At 64.5% G+C, this 14,453-nt stretch carries 14 protein-coding genes and 1 pseudogene; 11 read left to right on the top strand and 4 right to left on the bottom strand.

What is annotated here, in order from left to right:
* Window positions 1-57: 57 nt before the first annotated feature.
* The 5 genes and pseudogenes from ACQ86E_RS12525 to ACQ86E_RS12505 all read left to right on the top strand — a co-directional run bounded on the left by ACQ86E_RS12525 (window position 58) and on the right by ACQ86E_RS12505 (window position 2,831).
* Window positions 58-531 (top strand): chemotaxis protein CheW, encoded by a 474-nt coding sequence (locus ACQ86E_RS12525; RefSeq protein WP_431205643.1) that lies wholly within the window; start codon window positions 58-60, stop codon window positions 529-531.
* A gap of 35 nt (window positions 532-566) precedes the next feature.
* The gene (locus ACQ86E_RS12520) at window positions 567-956 is read left to right on the top strand and encodes a response regulator (RefSeq protein WP_014439077.1); all 390 of its coding nucleotides are present in this window, start codon (window positions 567-569) and stop codon (window positions 954-956) included.
* Between the two features lie 30 nt (window positions 957-986).
* Window positions 987-1,867 (top strand): annotated as a pseudogene (locus tag ACQ86E_RS12515) (CheR family methyltransferase).
* 2 nt (window positions 1,868-1,869) lie between these two features.
* Entirely contained in the window at window positions 1,870-2,187 is a 318-nt protein-coding gene (locus tag ACQ86E_RS12510) for a PilZ domain-containing protein (RefSeq protein ID WP_431205642.1), read from the top strand.
* A gap of 116 nt (window positions 2,188-2,303) precedes the next feature.
* Entirely contained in the window at window positions 2,304-2,831 is a 528-nt protein-coding gene (locus ACQ86E_RS12505) for a response regulator (protein ID WP_431205641.1), read from the top strand.
* A gap of 50 nt (window positions 2,832-2,881) precedes the next feature.
* Here the strand turns inward: ACQ86E_RS12505 and ACQ86E_RS12500 are convergent, their stop codons facing one another.
* The gene (locus tag ACQ86E_RS12500; RefSeq protein WP_431205640.1) at window positions 2,882-3,064 is read right to left on the bottom strand and encodes a hypothetical protein; all 183 of its coding nucleotides are present in this window, start codon (window positions 3,062-3,064) and stop codon (window positions 2,882-2,884) included.
* A gap of 256 nt (window positions 3,065-3,320) precedes the next feature.
* Between ACQ86E_RS12500 and ACQ86E_RS12495 the strand changes: the two genes are divergently transcribed.
* Window positions 3,321-3,956: a response regulator transcription factor gene (locus tag ACQ86E_RS12495; RefSeq protein ID WP_431205639.1), complete on the top strand. Its 636-nt coding sequence runs from the start codon at window positions 3,321-3,323 to the stop codon at window positions 3,954-3,956.
* Between the two features lie 103 nt (window positions 3,957-4,059).
* Here ACQ86E_RS12495 and ACQ86E_RS12490 read toward each other — a convergent pair whose 3' ends face one another.
* From ACQ86E_RS12490 to ACQ86E_RS12480, 3 genes are all read right to left on the bottom strand, one after another.
* A complete protein-coding gene (locus ACQ86E_RS12490; RefSeq protein ID WP_431205638.1) occupies window positions 4,060-7,560 on the bottom strand; it encodes a PAS domain S-box protein in 3,501 nt (1,166 codons plus the stop codon).
* Between the two features lie 70 nt (window positions 7,561-7,630).
* Window positions 7,631-8,056: a response regulator gene (locus tag ACQ86E_RS12485; RefSeq protein WP_431205637.1), complete on the bottom strand. Its 426-nt coding sequence runs from the start codon at window positions 8,054-8,056 to the stop codon at window positions 7,631-7,633.
* Between the two features lie 184 nt (window positions 8,057-8,240).
* Window positions 8,241-8,942 carry a GntR family transcriptional regulator gene (locus ACQ86E_RS12480; RefSeq protein ID WP_431205636.1) on the bottom strand — a complete coding sequence of 234 codons (702 nt, stop codon included), beginning with the start codon at window positions 8,940-8,942 and terminating at the stop codon, window positions 8,241-8,243.
* 94 nt (window positions 8,943-9,036) lie between these two features.
* Here ACQ86E_RS12480 and ACQ86E_RS12475 point away from each other — a divergent pair, with 94 nt between their 5' ends.
* The 5 genes from ACQ86E_RS12475 (at window position 9,037) to ACQ86E_RS12455 (ending at window position 14,441) form a co-directional block, all read left to right on the top strand.
* Window positions 9,037-10,056 carry an ABC transporter substrate-binding protein gene (locus tag ACQ86E_RS12475; protein WP_431205635.1) on the top strand — a complete coding sequence of 340 codons (1,020 nt, stop codon included), beginning with the start codon at window positions 9,037-9,039 and terminating at the stop codon, window positions 10,054-10,056.
* Window positions 10,056-10,817: an ABC transporter ATP-binding protein gene (locus ACQ86E_RS12470; protein WP_431205634.1), complete on the top strand. Its 762-nt coding sequence runs from the start codon at window positions 10,056-10,058 to the stop codon at window positions 10,815-10,817. Before ACQ86E_RS12475 ends, ACQ86E_RS12470 begins: the two co-directional genes overlap by 1 nt.
* 188 nt (window positions 10,818-11,005) lie before the next feature.
* Entirely contained in the window at window positions 11,006-11,860 is an 855-nt protein-coding gene (locus tag ACQ86E_RS12465; RefSeq protein WP_431205633.1) for an ABC transporter permease, read from the top strand.
* Window positions 11,857-13,599 carry an L-arabinonate dehydratase gene (gene araD / locus ACQ86E_RS12460; protein WP_431205632.1) on the top strand — a complete coding sequence of 581 codons (1,743 nt, stop codon included), beginning with the start codon at window positions 11,857-11,859 and terminating at the stop codon, window positions 13,597-13,599. Before ACQ86E_RS12465 ends, araD begins: the two co-directional genes overlap by 4 nt.
* A 122-nt stretch (window positions 13,600-13,721) precedes the next feature.
* Window positions 13,722-14,441 (top strand): ribonuclease activity regulator RraA, encoded by a 720-nt coding sequence (locus ACQ86E_RS12455; protein ID WP_431205631.1) that lies wholly within the window; start codon window positions 13,722-13,724, stop codon window positions 14,439-14,441.
* Window positions 14,442-14,453 lie beyond the last annotated feature (12 nt).

Below are 14,453 nucleotides of genomic sequence, written 5' to 3'. Positions count from 1 at the left end.
GTTTTCCGGCGAGATCATGCTCCAACAAAAGAGACTTGGGGATCAGGAGATACGCACATGACCAACAAGACCCAGACCGGCGAAGGCGCGATGGTCGAATACGTCACCGCGATGATCGGCGGGCAGCTGTTCGGGCTGCCGATCTCCCGCGTCCAGGACGTGTTCATGCCCGAGCGCGTCACCCGCGTTCCGTTGTCCTCGCGCGAGATCGCGGGCGTGCTGAACCTGCGCGGCCGCATCGTCACCGTGGTCGACATGCGCGCCCGGCTCGGCCTGCCCAAGCCCGAGGACGGCAAGACCCCGATGGCGGTCGGCGTCGACCTCCGCGGTGAATCCTACGGCCTGCTGATCGACCAGATCGGCGAAGTGCTGCGCCTGTCCGAGAGCGGCATGGAAGAGAACCCGGTCAATCTCGACCCCGGCATGGCGAAGTTCGCTGGCGGTGTCCACCGCCTCGACGGACAGCTCATGGTCGTCCTCGACGTCGATCGCGTCCTCGAGCTCAAGACCGAAGTGCAATTGGCTGCCTGAACTTTCACAAAAGAAATTTAAGCGGGAGATCAAAGATGAAGACGTGTTTGGTGGTTGACGATTCCAGCATCGTGCGAAAAGTCGCGCGCCGTATCGTCGAAGCGCTCGGCTTTCAGGTCATCGAAGCGGAAGACGGCGTCGAGGCGCTGGTCCACTGCAAGAAGGCGATGCCGGAAGCCATTCTGCTCGACTGGAACATGCCGGTCATGGACGGCTTCCAGTTCCTCGGCACGCTGCGCCGCATGCCCGGCGGCGAGGAACCCATGGTCGTATTCTGCACCACCGAGACCGGTATCGACCACATCACGCGTGCGATGGGCGGCGGTGCGAACGAATACATCATGAAGCCGTTCGACAAGGACATCGTGATGGCGAAGTTCCAGGAAGTGGGGCTGATTGCGCTTGGCGAAGAAACTGCTGCCTGAAGCTCATTCGCTAACGCCAAGAGGTCTTCCGTGAACCCGACCGAGTACGAGTACCTGCGTAAGTTTCTAAAGGATAGTTCCGGTCTCGACCTGTCTGCTGACAAGCAGTATCTGATCGAAAGCCGCTTGCTGCCGCTCGCGCGGAAGGCCGGACTCTCCGGCATCGGCGAGCTCGTGCAAAAGCTTCAGGCCGGCTCGAGCGCGCTGGTCGGCAGCGTGGTCGAGGCCATGACCACGAACGAGACTTTTTCTTCCGCGACAAGGTCCCGTTCGATCATTTCCGCGACACCATCATGCCCGAGGTGATCAAAGCGCGCGCCGGCAAACGCAGCGTGCGCATCTGGTGTGCCGCCGGCTCGACCGGGCAGGAGCCCTATTCGCTGGCGATGTGCCTGAAGGAGATGGGGGCGGCCCTCACCGGCTGGCGCGTCGAAATCATCGCGACCGACCTGTCGCAGGAGGTGCTGGAGAAGGCCAAGTCCGGCATCTACAGCCAGTTCGAAGTGCAGCGCGGGCTGCCGATCCAGATGCTGATGAAATATTTCAAGCAGAACGGCGAGACCTGGCAGATCAATCCCGAACTGCGGGCGATGATCCAGCACCGGCAACTCAACCTGCTGCACGATTTCGCCCAGCTCGGTACGTTCGACGTCATCTTCTGCCGCAACGTGCTGATTTATTTCGACCAGGACACCAAGATCAACATCTTCAACCGCCTGGCACGCCAGATCGAGCCCGACGGCTTCCTGGTGCTCGGTGCGGCGGAGACTGTGGTCGGCCTGACCGACACGTTCCGGCCGCTCCCCGAAAAGCGCGGCCTCTACAAGCCGAACGACCCGCGCGCGGCGGCGGCCAAGCCGGCTGCCGCCGGTGCCGGGCCGCCGCGCATCGCGGTGATGGCAGGACGATAAGCATGGCCGAGGATGGCAAAGGTGCCGAGCGCGTCACGTTCAGTCGCGGCTATGATGTCTGCATCATGGCCATCGACGGCACGTGGCGGCGCGACTGCAAGCTCAACGCGATCTCCGACACCGACGCGATCCTCACGGTCGAAGGTTCGATCCAGGGATTGAACCTGAAGGAGTTCTTCCTGCTGCTGTCGTCGACGGGGCTCGCCTATCGCCGCTGCGAACTGGTGCGCGTCAACGGCGCCGAAATGGACATCCAGTTCCTGCGCGGCAAGAACCGGAAGAAGGGCGGTGCCTCCGGCAGCCGTGACGAAGCGGCGTGATCCTGACGCAGACCGCCTCGCCGCTTTCCGGGACGTTGGTTCACAATTGCTGAAATTTCCGGGTGAATTCGCCGCGTCGGCTTTACGTCGCCTAAGCGCGATCCGTGTATCCATGAATGGTCTCAATCCCAGGATACGGAAATGCCCAGAAGTTCCCTCTCCCCATCTCGTCAAACCTGCCCGACGTTGCCGAGCGGCGCGCGCTTCAGCTCCTTGTCGTCGACGACGACGCCACGCAGCGCAGCCTGATCACCGTCGCCGCCAAGCAGGCCGGCCACGAGGTCACGGTGGCGCCGTCCGTCGCAGAGGCGATCGAAAAGCTACGCGCCTCGCGCTTCGACTGCGTGACGCTCGACCTCGTGCTGGAGGATGGCGACGGCATCGAGGTGCTTGGCGAGATGGCGAAGGTGAAGTTCGCCGGCGCGGTGATCGTCATCAGCGGCATGGATGGCAAGCGCCGCAGTGCCGCCCGTAGCTTCGCCCGCTCTGTCGGCATCGAGCTCCAGAGCCTGCCGAAGCCGCTGGATCTCGCGGCCCTGCGCATTAGCCTCGCCAATCTCGGCAAGACGGCGATGGGCCTCCCGGCGATACACACGTGGGGCGGCGTCGCCACCGACGCGATCGTGGGGCGGCACCGGGCCTGACGCGGATGTCATGCAGTCAGACGCGGCAGGTCAGCCGCGCTGATTGCGGCTCAGGCCGAGTTGCTGAATTCCGATAGTTGCTGCAGGGCGCGGCCAAGGCCCGCCCGGCAGGCGTTGAGGGTGGCGCTCGCGGTGGCATAACGGGGTGTCACGTCGTCGAGCGCGACCACATCGATGGAACCTGCGGCACTGCCCGTATCGTCCCGCTCCATGGCTGCGTCGATCAGGCGCATGCGATATCGATGCGCGCGATCAGAGAGCGAAGGTCCGCTGCGATCAAGTGACGTCTGTCAGTTTCAGGCGCCGCCACGAGCGAGGGCGTGCCAGCAAAATTTAGCATGGATATTCTGCGTGTCCCGCAAATAGGCCCCATGCCGCTACTTGTGCGTTAAGTCCATGTCCCGTACAAATACGGGTGGGCCGAATCTGCGCCGAACGCCATAACGAAAGGCGCGGACGCAGTCCTTTAATGTCGGATGGACATGGCACATGGTCGAACAAACCTCCCGTGGTGAGATCTTCGTGGTCGATGACGACCCTGCCGTTCGCGACACCTTGTCGATGGTGTTGAAGGCGGCGGGCTATGAAGTGATTTGTTTCGCGGACGGCGCGGCACTGCTCTCCGTCGCGCGAAGCCGCACACCGGCGGCGATCCTGCTTGACGTTAACATTCCCGGAAAATCGGGTCTCGACATTCTCGACGAGCTGCACGGCGAGGACTATCCGGCGCCGATCTTCATGATCTCCGGACAGGGCGACATCGCGATGGCGGTGGGTGCGATCAAGAGCGGCGCGCTCGATTTCATCGAGAAGCCGTTCCGCGGCAGTGAGATCGTCGGCCGGCTCGACGAGGCGATCGGAGCCTATGCACGCAGGCAGGCAGAGAGTGCGTCGCCGAAATTCAACGCGCTGCATTTCCCCGGCCGCGAGCCGTTGACGCGGCGCGAACGGGAGGTGCTCGAACAGTTCGCTTCCGGTGCGTCCAACAAGGAGGCCGGCCGCACGCTCGGCATCAGCCCGCGCACCATCGAGGACCACCGCGCCAACATCATGAAGAAGCTCGGCGCGCGCAATGCCGCCGACCTGATCCGCATCGTGATGACCGCGGCCCAGCGCGCGTCGTAGCCCGATAGTCAGATGTCGCAGCCCGGGTGAGCGCAGCGACACCCGGGACCGACGTCGACAAGTCCCCGGATGTTGCTGCGCTCATCCGGGCTACGGACTCGGCTCAGCCCTGCAGCGCCTTGCGGATGATCCGCGCCAGATCCGATTTGCGATACGGCTTCGCGAGCAGCAGCACGCCCAAATCGAGCCGGCCGTGATGGATGATCGCGTTCTCGGTATAGCCGGACGTGTAGACCACCCTGAGATCGGGGCGCGTCTTCGAGACTTCGTCGGCCAGCTGCCGTCCGTTCATCTTGCCGGGCATGATGATGTCGGTGAAGAGGAGGTCGAACGGCTCTCCGCTCGCGACGATTGCGAGCGCATCTGCGGCATTCGCGGCCTGCAAGGTGACGTAGCCGAGCGAATGCAGCTGAGCCAGCACGTACTCGCGGACCAGCCGGTCGTCCTCGACCACGAGGATGGTCTCGTGTCCACCCTCGACAGCCGCCTGGGTCACGCCTTCGCCCACCGCCGTCGGCGTCTTGCCTGGGGGCAGGTACATCTTGATCGTGGTGCCGTGGCTCTCCTCGCTGTAGATCTTGATGTGGCCCGCGGACTGCTTGATGAAGCCGTAGACCATCGAGAGCCCGAGCCCGGTGCCCTTGCCTGGTCCCTTCGAGGTGAAGAAGGGATCGAACACCCTGGCCAGGATGTTGGCGGGAATGCCGGTGCCGGTGTCGCTCACGGCGATCAGGACATAGTGGCCGGGCCGGACGTCGTTGACGTTGGCATAGGCCTCGTCGAGATAGGCAATCCCCGTCTCCACGATCAGCTTGCCACCTCCGGGCATGGCGTCGCGGGCATTGAGCGCAAGATTGAGCAACGCTGTGGTCAGCTGGTTGGGATCGACGATCGCGACGACGCTTTCGTCCTCGAACACCGATTCGATGTGAATCTGCTCGCCCAGAGTCGGCCGCAGCAGCTTCGCGGTGTCGATGATTAGCGAATTGATGTCGATCTCGCGCGGCTGCAGCGGTTGCTTGCGCGCGAAGGCGAGCAGGTGCTGGGTCAGCTCTGCGCCGCGCCCGGCGGCCTCGTCGATCATCTTCGTGATCGCCGCAAGTTCCGGCTCCTTCGCCACCGCGTCGCTCAGGATCTCGATTGTCCCGGTGATGACGGTGAGGATGTTGTTGAAGTCATGCGCCACGCCGCCGGTGAGCTGGCCGACCGCCTCCATCTTCTCGGCTTGGCGGATGCGCTCCTCGGACGCGATCTTGTCGGTCAGGTCGCGGTAAAACACGTTGAACAGGACGCCTTCGCGGCGCCGCAGCGCGGTGACGCTTAGCTCGGCCTTGAAGTCCTTGCCGTCTCGGCGGCGGCACATGAGCTCGCGGCGGCGATTGAGTGTCTGACCCTCCGCAGACTCGAGGAACCGCGCGAGGCCGGCCTTGACCCTTCCCCGCTCAGCCTCGGCGACGATGAGATCGATCGCGTTCCGGCCCAGCACCTCGTCGCGGCGCCAGCCAAACAGCTCTTCGGCCCGCGAGCTCCAGTTCAGGATGGTGCTGCGGTCGTCGGTCTGGACGAAGGCATCGAGTGCGGTCTCGACGATGTTGCGGGCCAGATGCTCGCTCTCACGCAGGGATTCCTCCGCGAGCCTCGCCTCGGTCATGTCGCGCCCGACGAAGAAGAAGCGCCGGGCTTGATCCGACCAGTTGGCCAGCCAGGACAGCCAGACTTCGTGTCCGTCCTTGTGGAAGCAGCGGGTGTCGGCGAGCTTCGGGGTACCGCCGCGGCGGAGCGCGCGCATCTCCTCGCGAGACTGTTCGAGATGGTCGGGATGGATGAAATCGACGCCGCTGCGGCCGATCATCTCGTCTGGCCGGTAGCCGAGAATGGTCTCGCTGCTCGGACTGATCTGCACGATATGGCCCTGCGAGTTCATGATCATGATCAGATCCTGCGAAGCATCGAACAGCTGCCGCCGTTCCTCGAGCTGCTGCTGCAAGGCCCGTTCGGTCCGCCGCGCATCGGTGAGGCGGCGCGCCGAGCCGGACGCGCCGATGATATCGCCCGAGGTGCCCCTGATCGGTGAAAGGCTCACCGATATCTCGACCGGACTGCCGTCCTTGTGCACCCGCATGGTCTCGAAGTGCTCGATCCGCTCACCCCTCGCAATCCGGGCAAGATAGTCCTTACCCTCCTCGCGGCGATCGAGCGGCAGGATGATCGAGGTCGGTTGTCCGACCGCTTCCTCGGCCGGATAGCCATAGAGCCGCTCGGCCGCTCCGTTCCAGCCGATGATGGTGCCGTCGAGCGTCTGCAGGACGATCGAATCGTCGGAGGACTCGACCGCCGCGCTGAACAGGCGCTCGCGGACGGCGAGCTGGTCGCGTGCGGCCTCGGTGCGCCGCCGCTCCTCGACCTCATGCTCCAGTGCCGATGTCTTTGCTTTCGTCTCCTCGACCATGCGGGCAAAGGCCCGGGCCAGCATGCCGGTCTCGCCGGATGCGTCGGTCGGAATGTCGGCGTGGTCACCGCGCCCGATCGCCTCGACCGCGGTCGTGAGCCGTCCGATCGGCCGGGTCAGCGACCGCGCCAGCAGCACGGCAAGCAGGGCAGCGACCATGACCGCGACGAGACCGATCGTGATGGTGGTGCGTTCGATGATGACGGCGGGTGCCATGAAGACGGCGTTGGGGACGACGCGGATGATGCCGACCCACTGCCCTTCGGCCAGGATCGCGGGCGCGATCGTGGTTCCGCTCGGCTTGCCGTCGCCGTCCGGCACGATCTGGGTAGAGCTCAAGGTCGATCCGGTGGCGGCAGCGAAATAGGGAAAGTCGTCCTGCCAGTGCGTCGGTGTCCCCAGTTGCGAACCGAACTCGCGGGTACGATCGGGATTCACGAGGTAATCGCCGTTGCGGCCGACGACATAGACCGACTCGCCCCGCCGGACCGATATGCGAATGCGATCGAACACCTGGCGCATGTCGATATTGACGACGACGATGCCGAACAGCCGGTGATCGGACCCGAACAGCGGCGTCGCGACGCGCAATGTCGGAACATAGGGCATCTGAATGACGCCGTCGTCGACGTTGAGATCGACCGGAGAGACGTAGACCTGGTTCTCGGCCAGCTTGATCGCGTCCTGGAAGAAGAAGCGCTCGTCCTTGTTCTGCAACGCCTCGTCGGGAACGACGCGCACCGATCCGCCCGGTCCCGATCGGTCGACGCGCAGATATTCGCGGCCGTCAGCGCCGATCACGCGAAACTTTGCGTAGGCCGGATGGGCCCCGACATCGGCCAGGAGGCGCGTCAGCAGCCGCTCGCGCCAGGTCTTTTCCGAGAGGTGATCGATCGGATCGACGCCGCCGTTGAAATGGGCATCGATCATGCCACGCACGGCGGCATCGGCGTGGAATGTCACGATGTCGGCACGCGCGCCGGTGGTCTGGGCTTCGAGTTGGGAGGCGAGCAGCCGTGATTGGCTCTCGATGCGTTCGAGCACGCGCGGCAGGAAAGCCTGCTCCAGGCTGTAATGGCTCAGCCATCCGACGGCGGCGACCGCCACCGCGACCAGCAGGATCATTGCGATGGCCAGTCGGGTTGCGAGGGTCATGTCGGCCTTTGCGCCGCGTCGAGAACAGTCTGGAAGCCTCTGCCGCGCTGTAACATGGAGCTTTCAGCCATCAGCAGCCGCAACCGGCATTGGGTTGCGGCGGGGACGACGATTGCGCCGATCCGAGGCAGCTGTCGACAGCCGCAAGCAGCGCGTCGCGCCGAAACGGCTTTTGCAGGCTGGCGACCGCGCCGAGCTTGGTCGCCATCTTCAGGAAGTCCGGCTCCGCGTAAGTGTCCGGCGTAACCGAGCGGCCGGAAATGACGATGATCGGAATCCCCGGCTGCCGCGCCCGGATGTGGCGCATCGTCTCCAGGCCGTCCATGCCGGGCATGAAGATGTCGAGGAACAGCAATTCGAACTGGCTGGCTTCGAACAGCACCAGTCCCGTGCGGCCATCGCCGGCGACGCTGACGTGATGACCGGCTTTCTCCAGGATCAGCCGGATCGTGAGCTGCACGGCCGGGTCGTCATCCACGATCAGGATGTTGGCCACGTCTAAAATCCTCCGGATCGAACGGGATGTTCCCGCCGATCCAAATCAAAGTTTCAAATGAGAAATTGTCGCGCGGATTGTGCCCATCCTGCAAGCACTTCGCGGTCATTCAGCGTTCGCTTCGCGCGGTTCCGACGGCGGCGCTCATATGCATGTTTGCGTGCACATGGAGGTGCGGGCAGGCCTAATCGGTCAGGTATTCCGGATGGTGGCTTCGGATCTTGTCGAGCTCGCTGAGCGTACCTGACAGGTGCTTGCGCAGATGCTGCTGCGCCGCATCGGCGTCTCCGGCCTCGATCGCGCGTGCGATCAGCTTGTGATGGCGGACGATGTTCTGGGCCTTGCCGGGCGAGGGCAGATGCAGCCGGCGCAGCCGGTCGATATGTCCGCTGCGGCTGCGCACCAGCGTCCAAAGCTCCTGCTTGCCCGCGGCGGCGTAGAGCTGGGCATGGAAATCATTGTCGCCGGCCATGAACGCCTCGAAGTCACCGGCCTTGGCAAATTGCTGTTGCAGTGCAATGGCATGGTCCAGACGGGCCATCAGTGCGGCGTCGCAGTTGCCCGCTAGCAGGCGCACGATCTCCAGCTCCAGGGCCTGGCGCAGGAAATGCGCCTGCTCGGCGCGGCTGATGTCGATCCGGCTGACCACGGTCGCGTGCTGCGGAAAGACGTCGACCAGGCCTTCTTCCTCGAGCCGCATCAGCGCATCGCGCACCGGCGTCAAGCTGACGCCAAACTGCCCGGCGAGCTCGGCGCGTGACAGCGGCGCGCCCGGCGGCAGCTCCAGGGCGATGATCGCATTGCGCAGGCGCTCGAACACCTGCGGCGCGGCTTGGCGGGCGCGATCGAGCCGGGCCGCGCGAGGCGCGGTATGGGTTGCTTCCATGTCGGGTCCCGCGGGCTTGCCTCCGCTTCACTAATATATTAGTGCATCACCGGGGTCAACGCGGCGCGACGCTGGCCGGAGGAAACACACAACAATGATCAAGCATCGTCGTAGCAGGCTTGCGGTTGCTGCCGTCATCGCCACAACCGCCTTCACATTATCCGCGGCACATGGGCAGCAGAAGTCCGAGATCTCGCTGTCGCGCCAGCCCGGCATTTTCTACATGCCGAGCCACATCATGGAAAAGCAGAAGCTGATCGAGAAGCATGCGGCCGCTCTCGGCGTGCCGGGTGTCACCACCAAATGGGTCACCTTCTCGGGCGGCGGGGCGCAGACCGATGCGCTGCTGGCCGGCGGCGTCGACATCCTCAACACCGGCACCGGCAATCTGCTGCTGCTGTGGGATCGGACCCGCGGCGGGGTGAAGGGCATCGTCGCGACCTCGGCGCAGCCGATGACGCTGATCAGCCGCGATGCCAACATCAAGTCGATCAGGGATTTCGGCCCGGGCGACAAGATCGCGGTACCGACGGTGAAGGTCTCGACCCAGGCGATCGTGCTTCAGATCGCGGCGGCCGAGGCCTTCGGCGCCGATCAATGGGCGAAGCTCGATACCAACACCGTGCAGCTCGGTCATCCCGACGCCTATGCGGCGCTCGCCAATCCCAAGCACGAGGTGCACACCCATTTCTCGATCCCGCCGTTCTCCTTCCTGGAGCTGAAAAACGTGCCGGGCGCGCATGTCGTGCTGTCGTCGCCCGACGTGATGGGCGGGCCGCTCAGCCAGGCGCAGTTCTTCACCACGACGAAATTCGCCGATGCCAATCCGAAGATCATCCAGGCCGTGCGCGACGCGACCAGGGAAGCGCAGGATCTGATCCGCAGCGACACCAGGCAGGCCGTCGAGATCTACAAGGAGATCACCGGCGACAAGACTTCCGTGGAGGAGCTGCTCGCCCTACTCAAGGAACCCGGCATGATGGAGTGGAATCTCGAGCCGCAGGGCACGATGAAGTTCGCGGCGCATCTGTTCAAGGCCGGCACGCTGAAGAACCAGCCCAAGGCCTGGACCGATTATTATCTCCCTGTCGCGCACGATCTGAAGGGCAACTGATGGCGCTGCTCGACGTCAGCTCCGTGACGCTGCGCTACAAGACCTCCAGCGCGGTCGTCACCGCCACCGAAAGGGTGAGCTTCACTGTCGACAAGTCCGACCGCTTCGTGCTGCTCGGGCCCTCCGGCTGCGGCAAGTCGACCTTGCTCAAGGCCGTCGGCGGTTACATGACGCCGAGCGAGGGCCGCATGAGCATCAACGACCGCGAGATCCGCGGTCCCGGTGCCGACCGCATGATGATCTTCCAGGAGTTCGACCAGCTGCTGCCCTGGAAGAGCGTGCTTGCGAACGTGATGTTTCCGCTGCTGACCGCGCGAAAGCTGTCGCGCAAGGAGGCAGAGGCGCGGGCGCGGGCCTATATCGAGAAGGTCGGCCTCACCCGTGTCGTCGATGCCTATCCGCACACGCTGTCCGGCGGCATGAAGCAGCGGGTTGCGATCGCGCGTGGCATGGCGATGGAGCCGGACATCCTCCTGATGGACGAGCCGTTCGCGGCGCTCGACGCGCTGACGCGCCGGACCTGCCAGGACGAGCTGCTCCAGCTCTGGAGCGAGACCAGGTTCACCGTGCTGTTCGTGACCCATTCGATTGCGGAGGCGATCCGCATCGGCAACCGCATCCTGCTGCTGTCGCCGCATCCCGGCCGCGTCAAGGCCGAGGTGGTCGACGTCGACAAGGTGTCGAGCGAAGACGGCAGTGCCGGCCGGCTGGAGAAGGAGATCCACGATCTCCTGTTCGCGGCCGAAGCCACCGCGCATTGACAGGGTAATCGCTCATGAATTGCGCATTTTGGCACCAATCGCCTCCACAACGTCATGGCCGGGCTTGTCCCGGCCATCCACGCCTTACGGCGCGGTACAAAGAACGTGGATGCCCGGGACAAGCCCGGGCATGACGACCTCTCGCGAGCATTCAGATACGATGCCCTGCCGCATCGAGGGGGCTTCTCATGGCTGAAGCGAGAATATTGCTGCGCAATGCGCCGGTCGCCGCCGCCGCGGAGGTCGAGCGCAAGCTGAGTGTCCTCGAGCTGTTGTGGAACGACGGTTTCGTCCGCAAGACCGTCATCATCCTGTTTCTCGCCGCGGTCTGGGAGGCCTACGGCGTCACTCTCGACAATCCCCTGCTGTTTCCGACGCTGCACGATACGATCGTCACGCTCTGGGACCGCGTCAGGGACGGCTCGATCCCGATGCGGGCCTGGGCCTCGCTCAAGGTCCTGTTCATGGGTTATTCGGCGGGCATCGCGCTCGCCGCCATCTTCACCGTGCTTGCGATCTCCACCCGCATCGGGACAGACTTCCTGGAGACGGTCACGGCGATGTTCAACCCGTTGCCGGCGATCGCGCTGCTGCCGCTGGCCCTGATCTGGTTCGGTCTCGGCAATGGCAGCCTGGTCTTCGTGTTGATCCATTCGGTGCTGTGGCCGGTCGCGCTCAACACCCATTCCGGCTTCAAGAGCGTGTCCAATACGCTGCGCATGGTCGGCCGCAATTACGGCCTGCGCGGATTGCCCTATGTGGCGAAAATCCTGATCCCCGCCGCCTTCGGCTCGATCCTCACCGGCCTGAAGATCGGCTGGGCCTTTGCCTGGCGCACGCTGATCGCAGCCGAACTGGTGTTCGGCGTGTCCTCGGGACAGGGCGGGCTCGGCTGGTTCATCTTCGAAAACCGCAACCTGCTCGACATACCTGCGGTCTTCGCAGGCCTCTTGACGGTGATTATCATCGGGCTCTTTGTCGAGAACCTGATCTTCCGCGCCATCGAGCGGAACACCGTGCAGAAATGGGGCACCCAATCATGACCAAGACCAAGAAGAAAACACCCGACCAGCTCCGCAGCGCCCGCTGGTTCGCGCCCGACGATCTCCGCTCGTTCGGCCACCGTTCCCGCGCCATGCAGATGGGCTATGCGCCGGAGGAGTGGAAGGACCGCCCTGTTATCGCGATCCTCAACACCTGGTCGGACGCGCAGCCCTGCCACATGCACTTCAAGTCGCGCGTCGACGACGTCAAGCGCGGGATCCTGATGGCGGGCGGCCTGCCGCTCGAGTTGCCGGCCCTGTCGCTCTCGGAATCGCTGCTGAAGCCGACCACCATGCTCTACCGCAACCTGCTGGCGATGGACGCCGAGGAGCTGCTGCGCAGCCATCCCGTCGACGGCGTGGTGCTGATGGGCGGATGCGACAAGACCACGCCGGCGCTGCTGCTGGGCGCGACTTCGATGAACATCCCGGCGATCTATCTGCCGGCCGGTCCGATGCTGCGCGGCAACTGGAAGGGCAAGACGCTCGGCTCCGGCTCCGACGGCTGGAAATATTGGGATGAGCGGCGCGCCGGAAAGATCTCCGAGAAGGACTGGCTCGACATCGAAGCCGGTATCGCCCGCAGCTACGGCACCTGCATGACCATGGGCACGGCCTCGACCATGACCGCGATCGCGGAAGCGATCGGCATGACGCTGCCCGGTGCCTCCTCGATCCCTGCGGCGGATGCCAACCACATTCGCATGGCCAGCGAATGCGGCCGCCGCATCGTCGATATGGTCTGGGAGGATCTCACGCCGAAGGCGATCCAGACCCGCAAGGCGTTCGAGAACGCCATTGCGGTCGCTATGGCGATGGGCTGCTCGACCAACGCGATCATCCATCTGATCGCGCAGGCCCGCCGCGCCGGCCAGGACATCGGCCTCGACGATTTCGAGATCGCCAGCCGCAAGGTGCCTGTCATCGCCAATGTGCGGCCGAGCGGCGATGCCTATCTGATGGAGGACTTCTTCTATGCCGGCGGCCTGCCGGCGCTGATGGGCCAGATCAAGCAGCATCTGCATCTCGACTGCATCACTGTCACCGGCCAGACTGTGGCTGAGAACATCGAGGGCGCGCAGGTCCACAATGACGACGTGATCCGCTCGGTCGAAAATCCCATCTACAAGGAGGGCGCGCTCGCCGTGCTCAAGGGCAATCTCGCGCCCGACGGCTGCGTCATCAAGCCCTCCGCCTGCGCGCCGCGCTTCCTTAAGCACACGGGACCCGCGCTGGTGTTCGATGACTATCCCTCGATGAAGAAGGCGGTCGACGATCCCGATCTGGACGTCACCGAGGACCACATCCTGATCCTGCGCAATGCCGGGCCGCAGGGTGGGCCCGGCATGCCGGAATGGGGCATGCTGCCGATCCCGACCAAGCTCGTGAAGCAGGGCGTGCGCGACATGGTGCGCCTGTCCGATGCGCGCATGAGCGGCACCAGCTACGGCGCCTGCATCCTGCACGTCTCGCCCGAGTCCTACATCGGCGGCCCGCTGGCGCTGGTGCGGAACGGCGACCGCATCACGCTCGATGTCGCCGCGCGCACCATCAACCTCGACGTATCGGAAGCCGAGCTCGACAAGCGCCGCGCCGCCTGGAAACAGCCCGAGCGCCGCTTCGAGCGCGGCTATGGCTGGATGTTCACCAAGCACATCAAGCAGGCCAATGAAGGCTGCGACTTCGACTTCCTCGAGACCGATTTCGGCGCGCCGATCGGCGAGCCGTCGATTTACTAGCCCCGTCATTCCGGGGCATCGCGAAGCGATGAGCCCGGAATCCATCGTGCAGCAGTCTGTGCCGCCCCATGGATTCCGGGTTCGCGCTACGCGCGCCCCGGAATGACAAAAGAGAGTGTCCCATGTCCAAACTGTCCGAAGCCACCCGCACCAAGCTCAAGACCGTCTCCACCGCCACCGTCGCCACCGCTCTGTTCAAGCGCGGCCTGCGCATCCAGATGATCCAGGATGTGCACCCCCTGGGCGCGGACCAGCCGACCATGGTCGGGGAAGCCTTCACGCTGCGCTACATGCCGGCGCGCGAGGACCTCAACACCATCGATGTCTTCAGGGATCGCTCGCATCCGCAGCGCAAGGCGATCGAGGATTGCCCGCCCGGTTCGGTGCTGGTGATGGACAGCCGCAAGGACGCGCGCGCGGCTTCGGCCGGGGCGATCCTGGTGACGCGGTTGATGAAGCGCGGCGTTGCCGGCGTCGTCACCGACGGCGGCTTTCGCGATTCCGCCGAGATCGCAAGACTCGGCATTCCCGCCTACCACCATCGCCCCTCGGCGCCGACCAACCTGACGCTGCACCAGGCGATCGAGATCAACGTGCCGATCGGCTGCGGCGACGCGCCGGTGTTTCCCGGCGACGTCATCCTCGGCGATGCCGACGGCGTCATCGTGATCCCCGCACATCTCACTGAGGAGATCGCCAACGAAGCCTTCGAGATGACCGCGTTCGAGGATTTCGTCACCGAGGAAGTCGGCAAGGGCCGCGGCATTTTCGGTCTCTATCCCGCGACAGATCCGCAGACGCTCACCGAGTTTGCGGAATGGCGGAAGAAGAACGGGCGATAGCAGGCGCCGGTC

The organism is Bradyrhizobium betae (genome assembly GCF_050632175.1).
Classification (GTDB): Bacteria; Pseudomonadota; Alphaproteobacteria; order Rhizobiales; family Xanthobacteraceae; genus Bradyrhizobium; species Bradyrhizobium betae_B.
Note: the sequence above shows the minus strand (reverse complement) of the source record. Positions and strands in the feature narration are given on the sequence as shown.

Excerpts from the sequence above, each read along its gene's own strand:
- ACQ86E_RS12510 (WP_431205642.1), top strand. The coding sequence starts at position 1,870 with ATGGCCGAGGATGGCAAAGGTGCCGAGCGCGTCACGTTCAGTCGCGGC.
- ACQ86E_RS12465 (WP_431205633.1), top strand. The coding sequence starts at position 11,006 with ATGGCTGAAGCGAGAATATTGCTGCGCAATGCGCCGGTCGCCGCCGCC.
- ACQ86E_RS12505 (WP_431205641.1), top strand. The coding sequence starts at position 2,304 with ATGGTCTCAATCCCAGGATACGGAAATGCCCAGAAGTTCCCTCTCCCC.
- ACQ86E_RS12495 (WP_431205639.1), top strand. The coding sequence starts at position 3,321 with ATGGTCGAACAAACCTCCCGTGGTGAGATCTTCGTGGTCGATGACGAC.
- ACQ86E_RS12470 (WP_431205634.1), top strand. The coding sequence starts at position 10,056 with ATGGCGCTGCTCGACGTCAGCTCCGTGACGCTGCGCTACAAGACCTCC.
- araD (WP_431205632.1), top strand. The coding sequence starts at position 11,857 with ATGACCAAGACCAAGAAGAAAACACCCGACCAGCTCCGCAGCGCCCGC.
- ACQ86E_RS12500 (WP_431205640.1), bottom strand. The coding sequence starts at position 3,064 with ATGCGCCTGATCGACGCAGCCATGGAGCGGGACGATACGGGCAGTGCC.
- ACQ86E_RS12525 (WP_431205643.1), top strand. The coding sequence starts at position 58 with ATGACCAACAAGACCCAGACCGGCGAAGGCGCGATGGTCGAATACGTC.
- ACQ86E_RS12490 (WP_431205638.1), bottom strand. The coding sequence starts at position 7,560 with ATGACCCTCGCAACCCGACTGGCCATCGCAATGATCCTGCTGGTCGCG.
- ACQ86E_RS12520 (WP_014439077.1), top strand. The coding sequence starts at position 567 with ATGAAGACGTGTTTGGTGGTTGACGATTCCAGCATCGTGCGAAAAGTC.
- ACQ86E_RS12455 (WP_431205631.1), top strand. The coding sequence starts at position 13,722 with ATGTCCAAACTGTCCGAAGCCACCCGCACCAAGCTCAAGACCGTCTCC.
- ACQ86E_RS12475 (WP_431205635.1), top strand. The coding sequence starts at position 9,037 with ATGATCAAGCATCGTCGTAGCAGGCTTGCGGTTGCTGCCGTCATCGCC.
- ACQ86E_RS12480 (WP_431205636.1), bottom strand. The coding sequence starts at position 8,942 with ATGGAAGCAACCCATACCGCGCCTCGCGCGGCCCGGCTCGATCGCGCC.